This is a genomic window from Paraburkholderia sp. BCC1885, assembly GCF_900996235.1.
GTDB lineage: Bacteria > Pseudomonadota > Gammaproteobacteria > Burkholderiales > Burkholderiaceae > Paraburkholderia.
Genome location: NZ_CAAJGM010000044.1, coordinates 149,407 through 170,890 on the forward strand (window position 1 = coordinate 149,407; position 21,484 = coordinate 170,890).

At 59.6% G+C, this 21,484-nt stretch carries 35 protein-coding genes; 2 read left to right on the forward strand and 33 right to left on the reverse strand.

Annotation, left to right across the window (positions count from 1 at the left end):
- Positions 1-12: 12 nt before the first annotated feature.
- Positions 13-666: a c-type cytochrome gene (locus tag FQ755_RS03950; protein ID WP_144151195.1), complete on the reverse strand. Its 654-nt coding sequence runs from the start codon at positions 664-666 to the stop codon at positions 13-15.
- Positions 667-868: 202 nt separating this feature from the next.
- On the opposite strand from FQ755_RS03950, the gene yihA reads away from it, so the two are divergent.
- Both yihA and hemB read left to right on the forward strand, forming a co-directional pair.
- On the forward strand, positions 869-1,534 hold the full coding sequence (gene yihA, locus FQ755_RS03955; protein ID WP_144151197.1) for a ribosome biogenesis GTP-binding protein YihA/YsxC: 666 nt from the start codon (positions 869-871) through the stop codon (positions 1,532-1,534).
- Positions 1,535-1,807: 273 nt separating this feature from the next.
- Positions 1,808-2,806: a porphobilinogen synthase gene (gene hemB / locus FQ755_RS03960; protein ID WP_144151199.1), complete on the forward strand. Its 999-nt coding sequence runs from the start codon at positions 1,808-1,810 to the stop codon at positions 2,804-2,806.
- A 206-nt stretch (positions 2,807-3,012) separates the two neighbouring features.
- Here hemB and dsbD read toward each other — a convergent pair whose 3' ends face one another.
- The 32 genes from dsbD to tuf form a co-directional block, all read right to left on the reverse strand.
- Positions 3,013-4,944 carry a protein-disulfide reductase DsbD gene (dsbD, locus tag FQ755_RS03965; RefSeq protein ID WP_144151201.1) on the reverse strand — a complete coding sequence of 644 codons (1,932 nt, stop codon included), beginning with the start codon at positions 4,942-4,944 and terminating at the stop codon, positions 3,013-3,015.
- On the reverse strand, positions 4,937-5,248 hold the full coding sequence (gene cutA, locus FQ755_RS03970; protein ID WP_144151237.1) for a divalent-cation tolerance protein CutA: 312 nt from the start codon (positions 5,246-5,248) through the stop codon (positions 4,937-4,939). Before cutA ends, dsbD begins: the two co-directional genes overlap by 8 nt.
- A gap of 178 nt (positions 5,249-5,426) precedes the next feature.
- The gene (gene rplQ, locus FQ755_RS03975) at positions 5,427-5,819 is read right to left on the reverse strand and encodes a 50S ribosomal protein L17 (RefSeq protein WP_117338015.1); all 393 of its coding nucleotides are present in this window, start codon (positions 5,817-5,819) and stop codon (positions 5,427-5,429) included.
- Between the two features lie 174 nt (positions 5,820-5,993).
- Complete coding sequence (locus tag FQ755_RS03980) at positions 5,994-6,971, reverse strand: DNA-directed RNA polymerase subunit alpha (protein WP_006052226.1); 978 nt, start codon at positions 6,969-6,971, stop codon at positions 5,994-5,996.
- A 124-nt stretch (positions 6,972-7,095) separates the two neighbouring features.
- On the reverse strand, positions 7,096-7,719 hold the full coding sequence (gene rpsD / locus FQ755_RS03985) for a 30S ribosomal protein S4 (RefSeq protein ID WP_074301423.1): 624 nt from the start codon (positions 7,717-7,719) through the stop codon (positions 7,096-7,098).
- A gap of 154 nt (positions 7,720-7,873) precedes the next feature.
- Complete coding sequence (rpsK, locus tag FQ755_RS03990) at positions 7,874-8,278, reverse strand: 30S ribosomal protein S11 (protein WP_006052224.1); 405 nt, start codon at positions 8,276-8,278, stop codon at positions 7,874-7,876.
- A 28-nt stretch (positions 8,279-8,306) separates the two neighbouring features.
- Positions 8,307-8,672 carry a 30S ribosomal protein S13 gene (gene rpsM, locus FQ755_RS03995; RefSeq protein WP_006052223.1) on the reverse strand — a complete coding sequence of 122 codons (366 nt, stop codon included), beginning with the start codon at positions 8,670-8,672 and terminating at the stop codon, positions 8,307-8,309.
- A gap of 41 nt (positions 8,673-8,713) precedes the next feature.
- The gene (gene rpmJ / locus FQ755_RS04000; RefSeq protein ID WP_004199844.1) at positions 8,714-8,830 is read right to left on the reverse strand and encodes a 50S ribosomal protein L36; all 117 of its coding nucleotides are present in this window, start codon (positions 8,828-8,830) and stop codon (positions 8,714-8,716) included.
- Between the two features lie 20 nt (positions 8,831-8,850).
- Positions 8,851-9,069 (reverse strand): translation initiation factor IF-1, encoded by a 219-nt coding sequence (infA, locus tag FQ755_RS04005; RefSeq protein WP_004521905.1) that lies wholly within the window; start codon positions 9,067-9,069, stop codon positions 8,851-8,853.
- 8 nt (positions 9,070-9,077) lie between these two features.
- The gene (secY, locus tag FQ755_RS04010) at positions 9,078-10,424 is read right to left on the reverse strand and encodes a preprotein translocase subunit SecY (RefSeq protein ID WP_144151203.1); all 1,347 of its coding nucleotides are present in this window, start codon (positions 10,422-10,424) and stop codon (positions 9,078-9,080) included.
- Between the two features lie 46 nt (positions 10,425-10,470).
- A complete protein-coding gene (gene rplO / locus FQ755_RS04015; protein WP_074301421.1) occupies positions 10,471-10,905 on the reverse strand; it encodes a 50S ribosomal protein L15 in 435 nt (144 codons plus the stop codon).
- A 29-nt stretch (positions 10,906-10,934) separates the two neighbouring features.
- Positions 10,935-11,117 (reverse strand): 50S ribosomal protein L30, encoded by a 183-nt coding sequence (rpmD, locus tag FQ755_RS04020; RefSeq protein ID WP_007180126.1) that lies wholly within the window; start codon positions 11,115-11,117, stop codon positions 10,935-10,937.
- An 11-nt stretch (positions 11,118-11,128) separates the two neighbouring features.
- On the reverse strand, positions 11,129-11,647 hold the full coding sequence (gene rpsE, locus FQ755_RS04025) for a 30S ribosomal protein S5 (protein ID WP_074262697.1): 519 nt from the start codon (positions 11,645-11,647) through the stop codon (positions 11,129-11,131).
- Positions 11,648-11,661: 14 nt separating this feature from the next.
- Positions 11,662-12,027, reverse strand: coding sequence for a 50S ribosomal protein L18 (rplR, locus tag FQ755_RS04030; protein ID WP_006052218.1), 366 nt, complete (start codon positions 12,025-12,027; stop codon positions 11,662-11,664).
- Positions 12,028-12,039: 12 nt separating this feature from the next.
- Positions 12,040-12,570: a 50S ribosomal protein L6 gene (rplF, locus tag FQ755_RS04035; RefSeq protein WP_090695789.1), complete on the reverse strand. Its 531-nt coding sequence runs from the start codon at positions 12,568-12,570 to the stop codon at positions 12,040-12,042.
- Positions 12,571-12,588: 18 nt separating this feature from the next.
- Complete coding sequence (rpsH, locus tag FQ755_RS04040) at positions 12,589-12,984, reverse strand: 30S ribosomal protein S8 (protein WP_144151205.1); 396 nt, start codon at positions 12,982-12,984, stop codon at positions 12,589-12,591.
- A 14-nt stretch (positions 12,985-12,998) separates the two neighbouring features.
- Complete coding sequence (rpsN, locus tag FQ755_RS04045; RefSeq protein ID WP_074262700.1) at positions 12,999-13,304, reverse strand: 30S ribosomal protein S14; 306 nt, start codon at positions 13,302-13,304, stop codon at positions 12,999-13,001.
- Positions 13,305-13,311: 7 nt separating this feature from the next.
- Positions 13,312-13,851, reverse strand: coding sequence for a 50S ribosomal protein L5 (gene rplE / locus FQ755_RS04050; RefSeq protein ID WP_006052214.1), 540 nt, complete (start codon positions 13,849-13,851; stop codon positions 13,312-13,314).
- Positions 13,852-13,868: 17 nt separating this feature from the next.
- Positions 13,869-14,177: a 50S ribosomal protein L24 gene (gene rplX / locus FQ755_RS04055; RefSeq protein ID WP_144151208.1), complete on the reverse strand. Its 309-nt coding sequence runs from the start codon at positions 14,175-14,177 to the stop codon at positions 13,869-13,871.
- Positions 14,178-14,186: 9 nt separating this feature from the next.
- On the reverse strand, positions 14,187-14,555 hold the full coding sequence (rplN, locus tag FQ755_RS04060) for a 50S ribosomal protein L14 (protein WP_006052212.1): 369 nt from the start codon (positions 14,553-14,555) through the stop codon (positions 14,187-14,189).
- Between the two features lie 288 nt (positions 14,556-14,843).
- The gene (gene rpsQ, locus FQ755_RS04065; RefSeq protein WP_007180129.1) at positions 14,844-15,116 is read right to left on the reverse strand and encodes a 30S ribosomal protein S17; all 273 of its coding nucleotides are present in this window, start codon (positions 15,114-15,116) and stop codon (positions 14,844-14,846) included.
- Complete coding sequence (gene rpmC, locus FQ755_RS04070; RefSeq protein WP_007180130.1) at positions 15,113-15,307, reverse strand: 50S ribosomal protein L29; 195 nt, start codon at positions 15,305-15,307, stop codon at positions 15,113-15,115. The genes rpsQ and rpmC overlap by 4 nt, the downstream gene beginning before the upstream one ends.
- A 10-nt stretch (positions 15,308-15,317) precedes the next feature.
- Positions 15,318-15,734 (reverse strand): 50S ribosomal protein L16, encoded by a 417-nt coding sequence (gene rplP / locus FQ755_RS04075; protein ID WP_074262702.1) that lies wholly within the window; start codon positions 15,732-15,734, stop codon positions 15,318-15,320.
- Between the two features lie 2 nt (positions 15,735-15,736).
- A complete protein-coding gene (gene rpsC / locus FQ755_RS04080) occupies positions 15,737-16,552 on the reverse strand; it encodes a 30S ribosomal protein S3 (protein WP_144151210.1) in 816 nt (271 codons plus the stop codon).
- A gap of 11 nt (positions 16,553-16,563) precedes the next feature.
- A complete protein-coding gene (rplV, locus tag FQ755_RS04085) occupies positions 16,564-16,896 on the reverse strand; it encodes a 50S ribosomal protein L22 (protein WP_007180133.1) in 333 nt (110 codons plus the stop codon).
- A gap of 7 nt (positions 16,897-16,903) precedes the next feature.
- A complete protein-coding gene (gene rpsS / locus FQ755_RS04090; RefSeq protein WP_004199273.1) occupies positions 16,904-17,179 on the reverse strand; it encodes a 30S ribosomal protein S19 in 276 nt (91 codons plus the stop codon).
- A 10-nt stretch (positions 17,180-17,189) separates the two neighbouring features.
- On the reverse strand, positions 17,190-18,017 hold the full coding sequence (gene rplB, locus FQ755_RS04095) for a 50S ribosomal protein L2 (protein ID WP_074301418.1): 828 nt from the start codon (positions 18,015-18,017) through the stop codon (positions 17,190-17,192).
- A 2-nt stretch (positions 18,018-18,019) separates the two neighbouring features.
- Positions 18,020-18,334 carry a 50S ribosomal protein L23 gene (rplW, locus tag FQ755_RS04100; protein ID WP_074262705.1) on the reverse strand — a complete coding sequence of 105 codons (315 nt, stop codon included), beginning with the start codon at positions 18,332-18,334 and terminating at the stop codon, positions 18,020-18,022.
- The gene (gene rplD, locus FQ755_RS04105) at positions 18,331-18,951 is read right to left on the reverse strand and encodes a 50S ribosomal protein L4 (RefSeq protein ID WP_074262706.1); all 621 of its coding nucleotides are present in this window, start codon (positions 18,949-18,951) and stop codon (positions 18,331-18,333) included. Before rplD ends, rplW begins: the two co-directional genes overlap by 4 nt.
- A complete protein-coding gene (gene rplC, locus FQ755_RS04110) occupies positions 18,951-19,610 on the reverse strand; it encodes a 50S ribosomal protein L3 (RefSeq protein ID WP_074301417.1) in 660 nt (219 codons plus the stop codon). Before rplC ends, rplD begins: the two co-directional genes overlap by 1 nt.
- A 188-nt stretch (positions 19,611-19,798) precedes the next feature.
- A complete protein-coding gene (rpsJ, locus tag FQ755_RS04115; RefSeq protein WP_006998489.1) occupies positions 19,799-20,110 on the reverse strand; it encodes a 30S ribosomal protein S10 in 312 nt (103 codons plus the stop codon).
- A gap of 136 nt (positions 20,111-20,246) precedes the next feature.
- The gene (tuf, locus tag FQ755_RS04120; protein ID WP_074262708.1) at positions 20,247-21,437 is read right to left on the reverse strand and encodes an elongation factor Tu; all 1,191 of its coding nucleotides are present in this window, start codon (positions 21,435-21,437) and stop codon (positions 20,247-20,249) included.
- Between the last annotated feature and the right edge of the window lie 47 nt (positions 21,438-21,484).

Here is a 21,484-nt window from a genome sequence, read left to right on the forward strand (position 1 = left end):
CGTGCGGGCTTCCTAATGCAAGCCCGCGATGTAATCGGCGACGGCCTTGATATCGCTATCCGAGAGCCGCGACGCAATAGTGTGCATCGGGTCGCTATTGTTGCGCGCGCCCGGACCCTGCGTGAACGCGTTCAACTGCGCCACCGTGTAGTCAGCCCACTGCCCCGACAGCCGCGGATACTGCACCGGGATGCCCTGCCCCGTCGGCCCGTGGCAACTTGCGCAAGCCGGCACAGCCCGGTCGGCAATACCGCCGCGGTAAATCTTTTCCCCTAGCGGGACAGTGTTCTTGTTGTGTGCGTAACCCGGCTTCGGCGTCTGCGTCGCGAAATAAGCCGCGACGTTGACCATGTCCTGATTGGACAGCGGCGCCACCATGGCCGCCATAATCGCATTATTGCGAGCGGGTTGCCTGGCGCCGGGCTGGGTTTTGAAATCCATCAACTGCTTGACGAGATATTCGGGATGCTGGCCGGCCAGCTTGGGATATGCCCCGCCGGTGCTATTGCCGTCGGCGCCGTGACACGACGCGCAAACCTGCGTCGCAATTGCCTGCCCCCGGTTGATGTCCGGTTTGCCCGGATCTGCTGCTCGCGCCTGAATTGCCAAAACTGAAAGACCTGCCGCTACTTGAAAAACCATCAGAGCTTTGCACAGTCGATTCATTCGCACACCCTGTTTCGTCTTGTGGGAATTAGAGGTTCTGCAAAACGACGGCGACCGACCTGTTGCAGAGGCACGCGCGCTGGCCCCTCAGGTCTTCAGTAAACCATCGTATTGTACAATAACTCGCTAATCGCTTAGACGCCAGTCGGGCTTGACCCGTCCCCACTCCGGGTTCCCCGGCGTCTCATATCCTGGTTCCCCCATGTCTTCCTTCCTGCTTCACCAATCCCGCTTCTATACGACCGTCAATCACCTGCGTGATCTGCCGGCCACCGCGCAACCGGAAATTGCCTTCGCCGGACGCTCGAATGCGGGTAAATCGACGGCCATCAATCTGCTGTGCAATCAGAAGCGGCTCGCCTTCGCCAGTAAGACGCCCGGCCGCACCCAGCACATCAATTATTTCTCGGTGGGACCGGCGGCGGAACCGGTGGCGCATCTGGTGGATCTGCCCGGTTACGGCTACGCGGAAGTGCCGGGAGCGGCCAAGGCGCATTGGGAAGCGCTGCTGTCCACCTACCTGCAGTCGCGCTCGCAACTGCGCGGCATGATTCTGATGATGGATTCGCGCCGGCCGCTGACTGATCTGGACCGCCGCATGATCGAATGGTTTGCGCCGACCGGCAAGCCGATCCACACGCTGCTGACGAAGTGCGACAAATTGACTCGCCAGGAAAGCATCAATGCGCTGCGGGCCACCCAGAAGGGGCTGGCCGAATACAGCGCGGGCGGCTATCAGGGAGAATTGACCGTTCAGCTCTTTTCGGCCCTCAAGCGAATCGGGCTGGACGAAGCCCACGAACTGATCGAAGGCTGGCTGATCCCCAAGGACACGGCCGCCGCAGACGACGCAGCCGCCGCAGAATAGACCCGCTGCCGGCCTGCGGAAGGCTCGCGGAAACCGGTTCGATTATCGGTTTGGGCCCTATTTCGCGCGCCCATAAAAAAACCCGCCGCTGTTGACGGCGGGTCAAACAGCCTAATCGAAAAAAACGACAGGCACCCGCTCAGGGAGGAGAAGCGGGGAGGTCAGCGCCAGGCGCCTTGCTCGATCGGTATGATATACCATTGTCTCGAAAAGAGTTTCCGGCAGGCGGAGGCAGGCGTTTTTGTCATCTCCACGTTATCCAAGACATCCGATATGAGCTTCTATCCGCATCACCGTCCGCGCCGTATGCGCCGTGACGACTTCTCGCGCCGCCTCATGCGCGAAAACATCCTCACCACCAACGACCTGATCTATCCCGTGTTCGTCGTCGAAGGCACCAACGTGCGGCAGGCCGTGCCGTCGATGCCGGGCGTCGAGCGTGTGTCGGTCGATCTGCTGATGGGCGTGGCCGAGCAATGCGTCGAACTCGGCGTGCCGGTGCTGTCGCTGTTTCCGGCGATCGAACCGTCGCTGAAGACGCCGGATGGCCGCGAAGCCACCAACGAAGCCGGTCTGATTCCGCGCGCCGTGCGCGAACTGAAAAAGCGCTTTCCCGAGCTGGGCGTGCTCACCGACGTCGCGCTCGACCCGTACACGAGCCATGGCCAGGACGGCGTGATCGATGAGGCGGGCTATGTGATCAACGACATCACCGTCGAGATTCTGGTCGAGCAGGCGCGCGCCCAGGCCGAAGCCGGCGTCGACATCGTGGCGCCCTCGGACATGATGGACGGCCGCATTGGCGCGATCCGCGAAATGCTCGAGAGCGAGGATCACATCCACACGAAGATCATGGCCTATTCGGCCAAATTCGCGTCGGCGTTTTACGGCCCGTTCCGCGACGCGGTGGGTTCGGCGACGAACCTCGGCAAGAGCAACAAGATGACTTATCAGATGGACCCGTCGAACTCCGATGAAGCGCTGCGCGAAGTGCGCGCCGACATCGAGGAAGGCGCGGACATGGTGATGGTCAAGCCCGGCATGCCCTACCTCGATATTCTGCGGCGCGTGAAAGACGAGTTCCGCTTTCCGACGTATGTGTATCAGGTGAGCGGCGAGTACGCGATGCTGAAGGCCGCCGCGCAGAACGGCTGGCTCGATCACGACAAGGCGATGATGGAATCGCTGCTGGCGTTCAAGCGGGCCGGCGCGGACGGCGTGCTGACGTATTTCGCGCTGGATGCCGCGCGGATTTTGCGGGCGCAGAAGTAGCGGCTGCTCGGGCGCGGGTTTGCGCGCTGTGTCGATGCAGGAAGACAGGCGGAGGTGCTGGAGACGGCGCCTTCGTTTTTTTTATGACCGCGTTTTGCTGGCGGTCGCGCATCGCGGTTGGTGCGATTGCCGCGAATCGTGCGATTCTCGCGCGCCGCCTGCCGCCCGCCGCTTGCCGTGGACACCGCGCGAGGCGTCCGCCCCGCTTACGATTGAGACGGTGTCGAAAGCCGGTCGAGACTATGCAGGAAAGTATCCGCCGACTCGTAACCCACCACGCGCAGAACCTCGGCGCCGCTGTGATCGAAGAAGATGATGCCCGGCGGCCCAAACAGCTTGAACCGCTTCAGCAGTGCCTGATCATCGGGGTTGTTGGCCGTGATATCCGCGCGCAACAGGTTGAGTTGCTGCAGCCTCGCGTGCACGCGCGGGTCGCTGAAGGTGAATTTCTCCATTTCCTTGCAACTCACACACCAGTCGGCATAGAAGTCCAGCATGGCCGGCTGGGCGGCCGTTTTCACAGCCTGATCGAGCTGCCCGGACGAGCGCACCGGGGCAAACGTGAGGCTGTCAGCCGGGCTGGCGCCGGATGCATCCGCAGACGCCCCCGCGAGATTGGCGACGCCACCGGCGCCGCCACGTGAGGCCAGTACCGCGAGCGGCTTGAGCGGATCCGACGAGCCGGCCGCCAGACCCACTAGCAGTACCGCCGCCCAGATGGTCAGCGCGACACCCAGCCCACGGCCGAGCCGGCGCCATACCGAACTGGCGCCCGCAGGCGGCGAAAACAGGCCGAGGGCCGCGGCCGCGACCAGCAGCCATAGCGCGCTCAGCAGCATCTGCGCGACGGCGCCAAGCACCGGCCAGACGATCCACAGCGCGGCAGCGAGCAGCACCACACCGAAGAAGACCTTCACGCCATCCATCCACGCACCCGCACGCGGCAGGAAGGTGCCGGCGCCAAGCCCGATGATCAGGAGCGGCACGCCGAGACCGATGCCCATCGAAAACAGCGCCGCCCCGCCAAGGACCGCATTGCCGGTGTGCGCGATAAAGGCCAGAACGGCGAACAGCGGCGCCGTCATGCACGCGCCGACCACCAACGCCGATAGCGCGCCCATCGCCGCCACGGCCGCGAATTTGCCTCCGGAGCGCCCTTGCGATGCGCGCGAAGCCCCGTCTTGCCAGCGCTGCGGCAAGGCGATGTCGTAGCCGGCGATCAGCGTCACGGCAAACACGGCCAGCAGCACGCCGAATGCCCCGAGCACCCACGGATTCTGCAGCCACGCACCGAGACTTTGCCCGACCAGCGCCGCCGCGATGCCCAGCACCGTGTACACCAGCGCCATGCCGATCACATACGCCAGCGATAACGAAAAACCACGCCCGCGCGTCACTCGCGCCCCTTCGCCGATGATGATGGCCGACAGAATCGGGATCATCGGATACGAACACGGCAGCAGGCTCAGCACGGCGCCGACGACAAAGAACACCCCGACGATCGCGAGGAAGCTGCCGCCTTGCAGGAGCGACTGGGCGTAGTCGGCGCTGGTGGTGCGTTCGTACCAGGAAGATGTGTCGGCGACGGTGTTTGGCGTGCTCGGCACGGCTGCGGCCGTGGTCGCGGCGGTCGCAGCAACGGTGGCCGGCGTGGGACTCGCACTCGCGGGATGCAGCGCGGCGCCCTCCACGTGGTAGACGCGTTCCATGGGCGGATAGCAGATGCCCGCGTCCGCGCAACCCTGCGAGGTCACCGCCAGATCGAACGGACCCGCCGCCTGTTTCACCGGGACGTGGATGGTCAATTCGTTGCGATAAGTCTCGACGTTCTTGCCGAATGTCTGATCGAACTTGATGTGGCCCGGCGGCAATTGCGCGTCACCGATGGTCACGGTGCCGTTGCGCGTCGCGAACGAGAAACGCTCCCGATACATGTAATAGCCGTCCGCAATCTTGTAGTGAACGACGACTTCACCAGGCTGCTCCGTGGCGCTGAACCTGAAGGCGACCGTCGGATCGAGAAAGTCCGCGTCGGCGCGCGCGACGCCGGCGGACATCACGACGACCAGCAGGCAGGAGATGAACAGGACGGCCGCGCGCAACGTGTCGCGCCCCCGTCGGTGCAGAGCGTTAAACATGAAGGGGGCGTTGTGTTTCAGCATTAACCCACTGGCCGTATGCCGCGGACGCGGTGACCTGCCAGCAGAGGATTTCGGGGGTGTCGTATGGGTGGTGCTTCTGGATGAACTGCTCGAGCTCAAGCGCCCGCGCGAGGCTGGTTTTGAACAGCATCTGAATCTCTTGCGCCGATTCGAGCTTGCCCTGCCAGTGATACGTGGAGTGCACGGCGCCTTGCTGGCTGACACAGGCGGCAAGGCGCGCTTCCAGTACCTGTGCCGCGAGCTTGTGTGCTGTGTCCAGGTCGGGCACGGTCGTCATCATCAACGTCACATTCGCACTCACAAACCGCTCCGGCAGGATAGAACAGGGTTGCCGCTATCGTATCACCGCGGTTAATCAGCCGCTGATGGTCAATCCGCCGCCAACTGTAGTGCTGTTTTGTGTCACCAGAAACAAAAAGGCCAGGCATTTGCCTGGCCTTTTCGCCTATGCAGGGAGCTTATTCAGCTTCTTGCACTTCCGTTTCTTCAACTTCCGGACGGTCCATCAATTCGACCAGTGCCATCGGTGCATTGTCGCCAACGCGGAAACCGAACTTCAGGATGCGCAGATAGCCACCCGGACGGTTTGCGAAGCGCGGGCCCAGCACGTCGAACAGCTTCGAGACCGAGTCACGATCGCGCAGGCGGTTGAACGCCAGACGACGATTTGCCAGCGACGGCTTCTTGCCGAGCGTGATCAGCGGCTCGACGACTTTACGGAGTTCCTTCGCCTTCGGCAGCGTCGTCTTGATGACTTCGTGCTCGATCAGCGAGTTGGACATGTTACGGAGCATTGCCAGACGGTGGCTGCTCGTGCGGTTCAGTTTCCGCAGACCATGACGGTGACGCATGTTAATTCCTTCGATTCAAAGTTTTGGTCCAGCTCTTCTATCGCGCTCGGCAAACCCGAAGGGCTGCGAGTGCACGGGCCGGTAGTTTAAAAAAGGCAAGACGCGGATTTTAAAGGAAAATCCGCGCCCGTGCCAGTATTGCAACGGTGACTTTCGTCCCGGATGCAGCCTCGATTACTTGTCCAGACCAGCCGGCGGCCAGTTTTCGAGCTTCATGCCGAGCGTCAAGCCACGCGACGCCAGTACTTCCTTGATTTCGTTCAACGACTTGCGGCCCAGATTCGGCGTCTTCAGCAGTTCGTTTTCCGTGCGCTGGATCAGGTCGCCGATGTAGTAAATGTTCTCGGCCTTCAGGCAGTTCGCGGAACGAACCGTAAGTTCGAGATCATCCACCGGACGCAGCAGGATCGGATCGATCTGCGGCGCACGCGACGGCGCTTCAGCCGTAGCTTCCGTGCCTTCCAGTGCAGCGAACACCGACAACTGATCGACCAGAATGCGCGCCGATTGACGGATCGCTTCTTCCGGCGAAATCACACCGTTGGTTTCGATGTTCATGACGAGCTTGTCGAGGTCGGTACGCTGTTCGACACGCGCGCTTTCCACGGCATAGCTCACCCGGCGAACCGGCGAGAACGACGCGTCCAGCACGATACGGCCGATGATCTTGGCCGACTCTTCGCCATAGCGACGCACGTTACCCGGCACGTAACCGCGGCCCTTTTCGACCTTGATCTGCACGTCGAGCTTGCCGCCCTTCGACAGATGCGCAATCACGTGATCCGGATTGATCACTTCGCAATCGTGCGCGAGTTCGATGTCGCCAGCGGTGACAACGCCTTCGCCTTCCTTGCGCAGCGTAACCGTCACTTCGTCACGGTTATGCAGCTTGAAGACCACGCCCTTCAGGTTCAACAACAGGTTGACTACGTCCTCTTGCACACCGTCGAGCGTCGAATACTCATGAACGACGCCTGCAATCGTCACTTCGGTCGGCGCGTAGCCGATCATCGACGACAGCAGCACGCGCCGAAGCGCGTTACCCAAGGTGTGGCCGTAACCGCGTTCAAACGGTTCCATGACCACTTTCGCATGGCTCTCGCCAAGCGATTCAACCGCGATGATCTTGGGCTTCAACAAACTGGTTTGCATAGGTTTTCCTTTTCAATACCCTCGGCTCGTTACACCGATAAGGCTGACCGGTAACAACCTGAAAATAAACAGCCGAGGCGCCCCCTTGCGCATCGCAATCAGGGTGCCCCGGCCGTCAATCCGATTACCGCGAATACAATTCGACGATCAGGCTTTCGTTGATATCGCCAGCGATATCGCTGCGTTCCGGCTTGCTCTTGAACGTGCCTTCGAACTTCTTCGAATCGACAGCGACCCAGCTTGCCAGACCACCTTGTTCAGCCAGCGACAGCGCTTCGACGATACGCGCCTGCTTCTTCGACTGCTCGCGCACGGCGACGACATCACCCGCCTTGATCTGCATCGACGGAATGTTCGACACCACGCCGTTCACCGTGATCGCCTTGTGGCTCACGAGCTGACGCGCTTCAGCGCGCGTCGAGCCGAAGCCCATGCGATACACGACGTTGTCGAGACGCGACTCGAGCAATTGCAGCAGGTTTTCACCCGTGTTGCCCTTGAGGCGGTCGGCTTCAGCAAAGTAACGGCGGAACTGGCGCTCGAGAACGCCGTAGATGCGCTTCACTTTTTGCTTTTCGCGCAGCTGCGTGCCGTAGTCGGACGTACGGGCGCCCGAGGTGCGGCCATGTTGGCCGGGCTTGCTGTCAAGCTTGCACTTGTCAGCCAGCGAACGACGGGCGCTCTTCAGGAAGAGGTCAGTGCCTTCACGGCGGGACAGCTTGGCCTTAGGGCCGATATAACGTGCCACGTTGATTCCTTCAATGATTGATCACGCGAACTCGCGTTCACGCTAGTCCGAGCCCTTTGGGTCGAACGGTGGGCTTAGTCAATTCAATAACGCAAGCAGCCCGCTGTCGCCGGCACATGACCCGGCGGCAACAGGCGCTAGCGAAACACGCGTCTTAGATACGACGACGCTTCGGCGGACGGCAGCCGTTGTGCGGTACCGGCGTCACGTCGGAGATCGCGGTGATCTTGATGCCAAGACCATGCAGCGCGCGCACCGCGGACTCACGGCCAGGACCGGGGCCCTTGATCCGCACTTCGAGGTTCTTCACGCCGTATTCCATCGCCACGCGGCCAGCCGATTCGGCTGCCACCTGAGCTGCAAACGGGGTCGATTTGCGCGAACCCTTGAAGCCCTGACCACCCGACGTTGCCCAGGCGAGTGCATTGCCTTGACGATCGGTGATCGTGATGATGGTGTTGTTGAACGACGCGTGAACGTGAACCACGCCCTCGGCGACGTTCTTCTTGACCTTCTTGCGAACGCGTTGCGCCGCGGAGTTGTTCGAAGCCTTAGCCATTACGTTTTCCTGTAACTGTCAGTTCCGCTTACTTCTTCAGCGATTGCGCTGCACGACGCGGACCCTTGCGCGTACGGGCATTCGTACGCGTGCGTTGGCCACGCAGGGGCAAGCCCTTACGGTGACGCACGCCACGATAGCAGCCGAGATCCATCAGGCGCTTGATGTTCATCGTCGTTTCACGGCGAAGATCGCCTTCAACGATGAACTTGCCGACTTCTTCACGCAGCTTTTCGAGGTCTGCGTCGTTCAGGTCCTTGACCTTCTTCGAAAATGCCACACCAGCAGCGACGCAAATGTCGCGCGAGCGCGTGCGGCCAATACCGTAAATCGCCGTCAGGCCAATTTCGGTATGCTGGTGATTCGGGATGTTAACCCCTGCGATACGAGCCATTGTTTTTCCTCAAACAAAAAGCGCAAGCAAAAGCGCGGCGTTCAGCCTTGACGCTGTTTGTGGCGCGGATCAGAGCTGCAAATCACGCGCACAACGCCTTTGCGCTTGATGATCTTGCAATTGCGGCAAATGCGCTTAACCGATGCCATCACTTTCATGATATTACCCTTTTTTCAAATCACTTCGCCCGGAACACGATCCGCGCACGCGACAGATCGTAAGGCGTTAATTCAACCGTCACCTTGTCGCCCGGCAGGATTCGGATGTAGTGCATCCGCATCTTGCCGGATATGTGTCCCAATACGACATGGCCGTTTTCCAGCTTCACCCTGAAGGTAGCATTAGGCAGGTTTTCGATGACTTCACCCTGCATCTGGATCACATCGTCTTTGGCCATAAGTCCTTTCAACGCATCGGGACGCCGCCGCCTTTGAAATTGGCTTTCTTCAGCAGCGATTCATACTGTTGCGACATAACGTACGACTGCACCTGCGCCATGAAATCCATTGTGACGACGACAATGATCAGCAGCGACGTTCCACCAAAATAAAACGGTACGTTCCAGCGCAGCACCAGAAATTCGGGCAGCAGACACACGAACACGATGTAGATCGCACCAGCCAGCGTCAGACGCGTGAGGATGCGGTCGATATATCGAGCCGTCTGATCGCCCGGACGGATACCCGGGACGAAAGCGCCGCTCTTCTTCAGGTTGTCGGCCGTTTCCCTGCTGTTGAACACCAGTGCGGTGTAGAAGAAGCAGAAGAAGACGATCGCCAACGCGTACAACAACACATACACCGGTTGACCAGGCTTGAGGGCCTCAGCCACGTTGTGCAGTGTGTCTGCGAACCAGCTGTTACGCGACCCCGAACTGAACCAGTTCAGGATAGTTGCCGGGAAGAGAATGATCGACGATGCGAAGATCGGCGGAATCACGCCCGACATGTTCAGCTTCAGCGGCAGATGTGACGACTGCCCGCCGTAAATCTTGTTACCGACTTGCCGCTTCGCATAGTTCACGAGGATCTTGCGCTGGCCGCGTTCGATGAACACCACCAGATACGTCACAGCAGCAATCAGTGCAACCACGATAATCGCCGAGACCGGACCCATCGAGCCGGTTCGCACCAGTTCGAACAGACCGCCAATTGCATTCGGGAAACCCGCTGCAATCCCGCCGAAAATAATGATCGAGATGCCGTTGCCAAGCCCGCGCTCCGTGATCTGCTCACCCAGCCACATCAGGAACATCGTGCCGGTCACCAGCGTTACGACCGTTGTCAGCCGGAACACCATACCCGGATCGATCACGAGGCCTTGCTGGTTCTCAAGCGCGACGGCAATGCCGAACGCCTGGAACGTCGCCAGCAGGACCGTAAAGACACGCGTGTACTGCGTAATCTTCCGTTGACCCGCCTGCCCTTCTTTTTTCAGCGCTTCCATTTGCGGCGAGACGATCGCCAGCAACTGCATGATGATCGACGCCGAAATGTACGGCATGATCCCAAGCGCGAAAATCGTGAACCGCGAAAGTGCGCCACCCGAGAACATGTTGAACATGCCAAGGATGCCACCCGACTGGCTTTGGAACAGCTTTGCCAGCTGGTCCGGATCAATACCCGGAACCGGAATATGCGCGCCGATACGGTAGACGACCAGCGCCAGCAGCAGGAACACTGCTCGCCGACGCAGATCGCCAAACTTCGCCGCGCTTCGACCGGGTTTTGCGAGACTCGGGCTGTTAGCCAAGTAGCTTCTCCGATGCAAATGCTAGTGACGGCAAACGACTTGCACGTTACTCGGCAAAGGAGCCGCCAGCTGCTTCAATCGCAGCGCGCGCACCCTTCGTCGCACCCAGACCCTTCACAACGATCTTGCGCTTCAGCTCGCCCGTCGCGATGATCTTGGCGCTCTTGATCAGCTCACCGACCAGGCCGGCTTGCTTCAGAGCCAGCAGATCGATCTCGTCGACCGGCAGCTTTTCCAGATCCGACAGACGCACTTCACCGACGAATTCCTTCGTCAGCGAGGTGAAGCCCCGCTTCGGCAGGCGACGTTGCAGCGGCATTTGACCGCCTTCGAAGCCAACCTTGTGGAAGCCGCCCGAACGCGACTTCTGACCCTTGTGACCACGGCCAGCCGTCTTGCCGAGGCCCGAACCGATACCACGACCCACGCGACGCTTTGCGTGCTTCGAGCCTTCGGCCGGCTTCAGGTTATTCAATTCCATTATCAACTCCTTGAGTCCGGGTCAGCCGCTTAGCTGATGACCTTAACGAGGTACGAAACCTTGTTGATCATGCCACGCACAGCCGGCGTGTCCTGCAACTCGCTAACCGAGTTGAGTCGACGCAGACCGAGGCCACGCACCGTAGCGCGGTGCGTTTCGCGGGTCCCGATCAGGCTCTTGACGAGCTGAACCTTGACAGTTTTATCAGACATGGTGTCCACCTTTAGCCCAGAATTTCTTCGACGGACTTGCCACGCTTCGCCGCGATGTCGCCCGGCGTGGACTGCTTGCGCAGGCCGTCGAGCGTTGCACGAACGAGGTTGTACGGGTTCGTCGAACCGTGGCTCTTGGCCACCACATTCTGCACGCCCATCACGTCGAACACAGCGCGCATCGGGCCGCCAGCGATCACGCCGGTACCATCCTTCGCCGGAGCGAGGAGGACTGCGGATGCGCCGTGCTTACCGTGCACTTCGTGTTGCAACGTGCCGTTCTTGAGCGGCACCTTGAACATGTTGCGGCGAGCTTGTTCCATTGCCTTCTGAACAGCAACCGGAACTTCCTTCGCTTTGCCCTTGCCCATGCCGATGCGGCCATCGCCGTCGCCAACCACGGTCAGTGCGGCAAAACCGAGAATCCGGCCGCCCTTCACAACCTTGGTCACGCGGTTGACCGAAATCATCTTTTCGCGCAGGCCGTCGTCGCGTTCGTCAGCCTGAACTTTCGCTTGCATCTTTGCCATGACGAATTCTTCCCTTAGAACTTGAGTCCGGCTTCGCGCGCCGCATCAGCCAGCGCTTTCACGCGGCCGTGGTAACGGAAACCCGAACGGTCGAAGGCGACGGATTCGATGCCGGCAGCCTTAGCCTTTTCTGCAATGCGCTTACCGATCAGCGTAGCCGCAGCAACGTTGCCGCCCTTGCCGGTCTGATCAGCCAGTTGCGCACGCACTTCGGCTTCGAGCGTCGACGCGCTGGCGAGCACCTTGGTGCCGCACGGCGAGAACACTTGCGCATAGATGTGCGTGTTCGTGCGATGCACGGCGAGACGCGCGACCTGCAGCTCAGCGATCTTGATACGCGTCTGACGAGCGCGGCGCAGGCGAGATTGAGTCTTATCCATGATTGCGCACCCTTACTTCTTCTTCGTTTCTTTGAGGATCACAACCTCATTGGCGTAACGCACACCCTTGCCCTTGTAGGGCTCCGGCGGGCGATAGCCGCGCACTTCTGCAGCGACCTGGCCAACTTGTTGCTTATTGATCCCCTTGATCACGATTTCGGTTTGCGTCGGGGTTTCAGCCTTGACGCCTTCCGGCATCTGGTGCACCACGGGGTGCGAGAAACCCAGCGACAGGTTCAGCTTGTCGCCTTGCGCCTGTGCGCGGTAACCGACGCCAACCAGCGTCAGCTTGCGCTCGAAACCCTTCGTCACGCCGTTCACCATGTTCGCAACGAGTGCGCGCATCGTGCCCGACATCGCGTTCGCTTCGCGGCTTTCGTCAACCGGCTCGAACTTCAGCGTGCCGTTGTCGTTCACCACTTTCACGAGGCGGTTTGCAGCTTGCGTAATCGTGCCCAGCGGACCCTTGACGGTGATGCGTTCGTCGCTCAGGGCCACTTCTGCGCCTTGCAGCGCGATCGGGCTTTTACCTACTCGAGACATGTTTCTCTCCTTTCGGCCTTAAGCGACGTAGCAGATGACTTCGCCGCCAACGCCCGTTGCGCGCGCCTTGCGGTCCGTCATCACGCCCTTCGGCGTCGACACGATTGCCACGCCGAGGCCATTCATGACCACAGGGATGTCGTTACGGCCGCGGTACACACGCAGACCAGGCTTCGAGACGCGTTCAATGCGCTCGATGACCGGACGGCCGGCGTAGTACTTCAACACGATGTTCAATTCCGACTTCGCACCTTCAGCCTTCACTGCGAAATCGTCGATATAGCCTTCGTCCTTCAGGACCTGCGCGATCGCAACCTTCACTTTCGACGAGGGCATTTGCACCGAAACCTTCTCAACCATCTGCGCATTGCGGATGCGAGTCAGCATATCGGCGATAGGATCACTCATGCTCATTTACGTTTCTCCTATTACCAGCTCGCCTTGGTCAGGCCAGGGATCTCACCGCGGAACGCGATTTCGCGAATCTTGTTACGCGCCAGCCCGAATTTACGGAACGTGCCGCGCGGGCGACCGGTAATTGCGCAACGGTTGCGCTTACGGGTCGGATTAGAGTTGCGCGGCAGTTGTTGCAGTTCGAGACGGGCTGCGTAATGCTCTTCGTCCGACTTGCTCATATCGCCAATGATCGCCTTCAACTCGTTACGCTTGGGAGCGTACTTAGCAGCGAGGCGAGCACGCTTCTTTTCACGTTCGATCAGTGCCAGTTTAGCCACGGTAACCTCAGTTTCTGAACGGGAACTTGAAGCTGGCGAGCAGAGCCTTTGCTTCGTCGTCGGTCTTCGCAGTTGTCGTGATGCTGATGTTCAGCCCACGCAGTGCGTCGATCTTGTCGTAGTCGATTTCGGGGAAAATGATCTGCTCTTTCACACCGATGTTGTAGTTGCCGCGACCATCGAACGCACGACCCGACACGCCACGGAAGTCGCGCACACGGGGGAGCGCAACCGTCACGAAACGGTCCAGAAATTCGTACATTGCCTGACCACGCAACGTGACCATTGCACCGATCGGATAGCCCTGACGGATCTTGAAGCCAGCGATTGCCTTGCGTGCCTTCGTGATCACCGGCTTCTGGCCTGCGATCTTCGTCAGGTCGCCAACGGCGTTTTCGATGATCTTCTTGTCAGCAACCGCTTCGCCAAGGCCCATATTCAGGGTGATCTTGGTGATGCGCGGCACTTCCATCACGGACTTGTAACCGAACTTCTCGATGAGGCCGGGTACAACCTTTTCTTTGTAAAACTCTTGCAAACGAGCCATTTTTTTACTCCGCAGCGTCAGGCGCTCAGCTCGGCACCGGTCGTCTTGAGGAAACGGACTTTCTTGTCTCCCTCGACCTTGATGCCTACACGCGACGCCTTGCCATTCGCGTCGACCAATGCGACGTTCGAAATTTGCAGCGGCATCGTCTTGGCTTCAACACCACCCGTCGTACCCTTCATCGGGTTCGGCTTGACGTGTTTCTTGACGAGGTTGATACCCTCGACAACAACCTTATCTTCGCCAACGGACAGCACGACGCCGCGCTTGCCTTTATCTTTGCCGGTGATGACGATAACTTCGTCACCTTTGCGAATCTTGTTCATCGCGACTCCTTACAGCACTTCCGGTGCCAGCGAAACGATCTTCATGAATCGTTCGCTACGCAACTCGCGCGTGACAGGCCCGAAAATACGGGTGCCAATAGGTTCGAGCTTGGCATTCAACAACACAGCGGCGTTGCCATCGAACTTGATCAGCGAGCCGTCCTGACGACGAACGCCCTTGGCGGTGCGAACCACCACGGCGTTATAAATTTCGCCTTTCTTCACGCGCCCGCGCGGCGTTGCTTCTTTGACGGTCACCTTGATGATGTCGCCAATGCTGGCATAACGACGCTTCGAGCCGCCGAGCACCTTGATGCACATGACTTCACGTGCACCCGTGTTGTCGGCCACTTCAAGCCGAGTTTCGGTCTGGATCATGGTTTATCATTCCCAACTTAATCCGGTCACACCACCATGGCGTACCCGGTCAGTCTTGGTCCCGTCAGCCAATCGGCTGCTTGGGTTAGAACAGCAGCGACGGCAAACGAAACCCGCCATCGCAATCCGGTGAATCCTTCGGAACAGGCTGGCGCCCGAACCGCTTCCCCCACCAACTTCGCCCGCGACGGGGCTCCCACAAAGAGGGAAGACCGAGATTATAACAAATAATCTCGGTCTTGCAAGCGAAACTTACTGCGATTTCAACTACTTCTACAACTTGCGGCGTCAGATGACGCGAGCAGCCTCAACCAGGCGAGCCACAACCCAAGCTTTCGTCTTCGAAATCGGACGCGTTTCCTGGATTTCAACGAGGTCGCCCTCGTTGTACGTGTTCGCATCGTCGTGCGCGTGATACTTCTTCGAACGCACAACGTACTTGCCGTAGATCGGGTGCTTCACGCGGTGCTCAACCAGCACGGTGACCGTCTTGTCCATCTTGTTGCTGACGACCTTGCCGACCAGCGTCCGCTTGAGCGAGGTTTTTACGCTATCGTTCATTTCTGGTTCGCCTTCTCAGTCAGGACGGTCCGCACACGTGCGATGTCGCGACGGACCTTCTTCAGCTGGCTCGTGTTCGTGAGCTGCTGGGTCGCGAGTTGCATGCGCAGGCCGAATTGCGCCTTCAACAGGTCCGACAGCTCCTTGTTGAGCGCGGCCTGATCTTTCTGGTGAAGTTCGGAAGCCTTCATCATTTGCTCCTTAGGCGCCGAGCTGGCGAACGATAACGGTCGTCTTGAGCGGCAGCTTCGCTGCAGCCAGACGGAACGCTTCGCGTGCCAACTCTTCGGTTACGCCGTCCATTTCGTACAGCATCTTGCCCGGTTGAATCTCTGCGACGTAGTACTCAGGGTTACCTTTACCGTTACCCATACGTACTTCAGCCGGCTTATGCGAGATCGGCTTGTCCGGGAAAATGCGGATCCAGATACGGCCACCACGCTTGATGTGACGGGTCATTGCACGACGCGCCGCTTCAATCTGGCGCGCGGTCAGACGACCACGACCGATAGCCTTCAGACCGTATTCACCGAACGACACCGCGTTGCCGCGGGTAGCGATACCGGTGTTACGACCCTTCTGCTCTTTGCGATACTTTCTGCGTTTCGGTTGCAGCATCGTTATTCTCCAGTCTTGCCGTCGCCGCCGGCGCCACCAGCACCGCCTGCACGACGCGGGGCGCCACGGCGTGCACCCGCCGGACCACCACCTTCACCATCGCGACGCGGACGGCGATCGCCACCCGGGCGTGCGTTACGGCGCGGACGCTTTTCTTCGGCGACTTCTTCAACCACCGGTGCGTCGTTGCGGCCGAGCGTATCGCCCTTGTAGACCCACACCTTCACGCCGATGATGCCGTATGTCGTCTTCGCTTCCGAAGTTGCGTAGTCGATGTCGGCACGCAGCGTGTGAAGGGGCACGCGACCTTCGCGATACCACTCCGTACGGGCGATTTCGATGCCGTTCAGACGGCCTGCGCTCATGATCTTGATGCCTTGAGCACCCAGACGCATGGCGTTTTGCATCGCACGCTTCATCGCGCGGCGGAACATAATCCGGCGCTCGAGCTGTTGCGTGATCGAATCGGCGATCAGTTGCGCATCGGTTTCCGGCTTGCGGATTTCTTCGATGTTGACGTGAACCGGAACGCCCATACGCTTCTGGAGTTCCGACTTCAACAGTTCGATATCCTCGCCCTTCTTGCCGATGACCACACCCGGACGCGAGCTATAAATCGTGATGCGCGCGTTCTTCGCCGGACGCTCGATAACGACGCGGCCAACCGAAGCGTTTTTCAGCTTCTTCTTCAGGTATTCACGCACACCGATGTCTTCCTGCAACATCGCCGCGAAATTGTTGTTGTTCGCGTACCAACGCGACGCCCAATTGCGGCTGACGGCCAAACGGAAGCCAGTCGGATGAATTTTCTGTCCCATCGTATGACCCCTTAATTCCCGACCGTCACAGTGATGTGACAGGATTGCTTCTCGATGCGGTTACCACGGCCTTTAGCGCGCGCGGTAAAACGCTTGAGCGAGGCAGCCTTGTCGATGTAGATGCTCGTGATCTTGAGCTCATCGATATCGGCGCCTTCGTTGTGCTCCGCATTCGCGATCGCCGACAGCACGACCTTTTTCACGATTCCCGCAGCCTTCTTCGGCGAGAACGTCAGAACGTTCAGCGCCTTGTCGACCGGCAAACCGCGGATCTGGTCAGCCACAAGGCGCGTTTTCTGCGCCGAGATGCGGGCACCGCGATGAATTGCTTTCACTTCCATCATGAGCCCCTTATTTCTTAGCCTTCTTGTCGGCCGCGTGACCCTTGAACGTCCGGGTCAATGCGAACTCGCCAAGCTTGTGGCCGACCATGTTTTCCGAGATATACACCGGAACGTGTTGACGGCCGTTATGCACGGCAATCGTCAGACCGATGAAATCCGGCAGAATCGTCGAACGGCGCGACCAGGTTTTGATCGGCTTCTTATCCCGCGAAGCTGCAGCCGCCTCAACTTTCTTCAGCAAATGGGCGTCGCAGAACGGACCTTTTTTTACAGAACGTGCCATTGCCTACTCCTTAACGCTTGTGACGGCGCTGGACGATCATGCTCGTCGTGCGCTTGTTGCTGCGGGTACGATAACCCTTCGTAGGCGTGCCCCACGGGCTCACCGGGTCGCGACCTGCAGCCGTCTTGCCTTCACCACCGCCGTGCGGGTGATCGACCGGGTTCATTGCAACGCCACGCACCGTCGGGCGGATACCGCGCCAGCGGTTTGCGCCAGCCTTACCGATTTGACGGAGGCTGTGCTCTTCGTTGCCAACTTCACCAATCGTCGCGCGGCATTCAACGTGAACGCGGCGGATTTCACCCGAGCGCAGGCGGACCTGTGCGTAGGTACCTTCACGAGCCAGCAGCATCGCCGACGTGCCAGCCGAACGCGCCATTTGCGCGCCCTTGCCCGGCAGCATTTCGATGCAGTGAATCGTCGTACCGACCGGAATGTTGCGGATCGGCAGCGTGTTGCCTGCGCGGATCGGAGCTTCCGAACCCGACATCAGCTGCTGGCCAACCGTCACACCCTTCGGAGCGATGATGTACTTGCGCTCGCCGTCTGCGTACAGAACCAGCGCGATGTTCGCGCTACGGTTCGGATCGTACTCAAGACGTTCGACCTTTGCCGGAATGCCGTCCTTGTTGCGACGGAAATCGACGACACGGTAGTGATGCTTATGACCACCGCCCTTGTGGCGCGTGGTGATGTGGCCGTTGTTGTTACGGCCGGCGGTCGAGGATTGCGAGTCGAGCAGCGGTGCGTACGGCTTACCCTTATGCAGATCCTTGTTGACCACCTTGACCATCGCACGGCGACCCGGCGAAGTCGGCTTAACTTTAACGATTGCCATGATTACTTGGCCTCCGCTTCAAAGTTGATTTCCTGACCCGGCTTCAGGCAGACGTAGGCCTTCTTCACGTCCTTGCGCTTGCCCATGAAGCGGCCAAAGCGCTTGGCTTTGCCCTTCGAGACCAGCACGTTGACGGAATCGACTTCCACCTTGAACATCAGCTCAACAGCGGCCTTCACTTCCTGCTTCGTGGCATCGGGCGCGACTTCGAACACGACTTGCTCGTTCTTGTCGGCCACCAGCGTCGCCTTTTCGGAGATCACCGGCGCGAGCAGGACCTGCATCAAACGATGATCGTTCTTGCGAATCTCGCTCATGACAGCAACTCCTCGATCTGGGCGACCGCAGCCTTCGTGATCAGGATCTTCTTGAAGTAGATCAGCGACAGCGGGTCGGCGTAACGCGGCTCGACAACTGCCACATGGGCGAGGTTGCGCGACGCGAGGTACAGGTTTTCGTCAACCGTGTCGGTAATCACCAGCACGGATTCGAGACCCATCGCCTTGAATTTTTCGGCCAGCAGCTTCGTCTTCGGCGCTTCGAGCGTCAGCTCATCCACCACCGAGATGCGGCCTTCGCGAGCCAGCTGCGAGAAGATCGAGCAGAGACCTGCGCGATGCATCTTCTTGTTAACCTTGTGCGAAAAGTTTTCTTCCGGCGAATTCGGGAAGATACGGCCACCGCCGCGCCACAACGGGCTCGACGACATACCGGCACGGGCGCGACCCGTACCCTTTTGACGCCACGGCTTCTTGGTCGTGTGCTTGACTTGCTCACGATCCTTCTGCGCGCGGTTACCGCTACGGGCGTTAGCCTGGTAGGCCACCACAACCTGGTGAATCAGGGCTTCGTTGTAATCACGGCCGAACACGACGTCCGACGCGCTCACAGCTGCGCCTTCCTGACCATTGGCATTCAGGAGCTTAAGTTCCATTATTTCGCTCCTTTCACGGCGCGCGTCTTCACGGCCGGCGTCACGAAAACCTTGCCGCCCTTAGCACCCGGCACGGCACCCTTGACCAGCAACAGCTTGCGGTCGGCGTCGATACGAGCGATTTCGAGGTTTTGCACGGTTACCGTATCGTCACCCATGTGACCGGTCATGCGCTTACCCGGGAACACACGACCCGGATCCTGCGCCATACCGATCGAACCCGGCACGTTGTGCGAGCGCGAGTTACCGTGCGATGCACGGCCGGATGCGAAGTTGTAACGCTTGATGGTACCGGCGTAGCCCTTACCGATCGACACGCCTTGCACGTCGACCTTCTGGCCCACTTCGAACAGTTCGGGACCAACCACGGTGCCGTTCGACAACTCGGCGGCCTTGGCGGCATCGATCTGGAATTCTTTGAGGATTTCACCGGCTTGAACACCGGCTTTGGCGAGATGACCGGCCAACGGCTTCGTCACACGCGATGCACGGCGCGTACCGAATGCAACCTGCACGGCGGTGTAGCCGTCGGTTTCAACAGTCTTGATCTGCGTCACGCGGTTGTCGGACACGTCCAGCACGGTAACGGGAATCGAATCCCCTTCAGCCGTGAAGATACGGGTCATGCCAACCTTGCGACCTACGAGTCCAAGGCTCATCGTTTTCTCCATTCCCGACTGCGATTGGTCGGGGCTAATTTACAAAATGCCGGCGTTTTTCAAACTGAAGCACACCGACTTTTTTGCGCAAATGCGCGAAAAGCCTTGCATTATAGCGAGGCTTTTCGTTTTCCGCAAGCAATCAATGACTTAGCGGTGTCTGGCGAGCCGGACACCGCCTGAGAGCCTTATTGCAGCTTGATTTCCACGTCCACGCCAGCCGGCAGATCGAGCTTCATCAGTGCGTCGACGGTCTTGTCCGTCGGGTCGACGATGTCCATCAGGCGCTGGTGCGTGCGGATTTCGAGCTGGTCGCGCGACGTCTTGTTGACGTGCGGCGAACGCAGGATGTCGAAACGCTGAATGCGGGTCGGCAGGGGCACCGGACCACGAACGATTGCGCCAGTCCGCTTTGCCGTATCAACGATTTCAGCTGCCGATTGATCGATCAGACGATAGTCGAAAGCCTTCAGGCGAATGCGGATTTTCTGGTTCTGCATGACAATTCCTTGGAAAGAGCGAGGCGATATTGCATCGCCAAATATAAAAAGAACGTAGGACCGGACACCTGCGGAGGGCAGGCGCCCGGCCCCGGGCACCTTTACTGCAAATTACTGCAACCGCGAACCCTCGATTTTACTCGAGAATCTTGGCGACGACACCCGCGCCGACGGTACGGCCACCTTCACGGATGGCGAAGCGCAGACCTTCTTCCATCGCGATCGGGTTGATCAGCTTCACCGTGATCGACACGTTGTCGCCCGGCATGACCATTTCCTTGTCCTTCGGCAGCTCGATCGAGCCCGTCACGTCCGTCGTGCGGAAGTAGAACTGCGGACGGTAGTTGTTGAAGAACGGCGTGTGACGGCCGCCTTCGTCCTTGCTCAGCACGTACACTTCGGCCGTGAAGTGCGTGTGCGGGTTGATCGAACCCGGCTTCGCCAGCACCTGGCCACGCTCCACGTCTTCACGCTTCGTGCCGCGCAGCAGGATACCCACGTTGTCGCCCGCCTGACCCTGGTCCAGCAGCTTGCGGAACATTTCCACGCCCGTGCAGGTCGTCTTCACCGTCGGCTTGATACCCACGATTTCGATTTCTTCGCCGACCTTCACCACGCCGCGCTCGACGCGACCCGTCACCACCGTGCCACGACCCGAGATCGAGAACACGTCTTCCACCGGCATCAGGAACGCACCGTCCACTGCGCGCTCCGGCGTCGGGATGTACGTGTCCAGCGCGTCGGCCAGGTTCATGATCGCCACTTCGCCCAGCTCGCCCTTGTCGCCTTCCAGCGCCAGCTTGGCCGAACCCTTGATGATCGGCGTGTCGTCGCCCGGGAAGTCGTACTTCGACAGAAGTTCGCGAACTTCCATCTCGACGAGTTCCAGCAGCTCGGCGTCGTCCACCATGTCGCACTTGTTCAGGAACACGATGATGTACGGAACGCCAACCTGACGCGCCAGCAGGATGTGCTCACGCGTTTGCGGCATCGGGCCGTCAGCGGCCGAGCACACCAGGATTGCGCCGTCCATCTGCGCGGCGCCCGTGATCATGTTCTTCACATAGTCAGCGTGGCCCGGGCAGTCGACGTGGGCGTAGTGGCGGTTTGCCGTTTCGTACTCGACGTGTGCCGTGTTGATCGTGATGCCGCGCGCCTTTTCTTCCGGCGCCGCGTCGATCTGGTCATACGCCTTTGCTTCGCCGCCGAACTTCGCGGTCAGCACCGTCGTGATCGCTGCCGTCAGCGTGGTCTTGCCGTGGTCAACGTGACCGATCGTGCCGACGTTCACGTGCGGCTTGGTCCGTTCGAATTTACCTTTAGCCATGTTTCTCTTCTTTCAAAAAGTTAATCGTTGAATGACTTGCCGCGCGC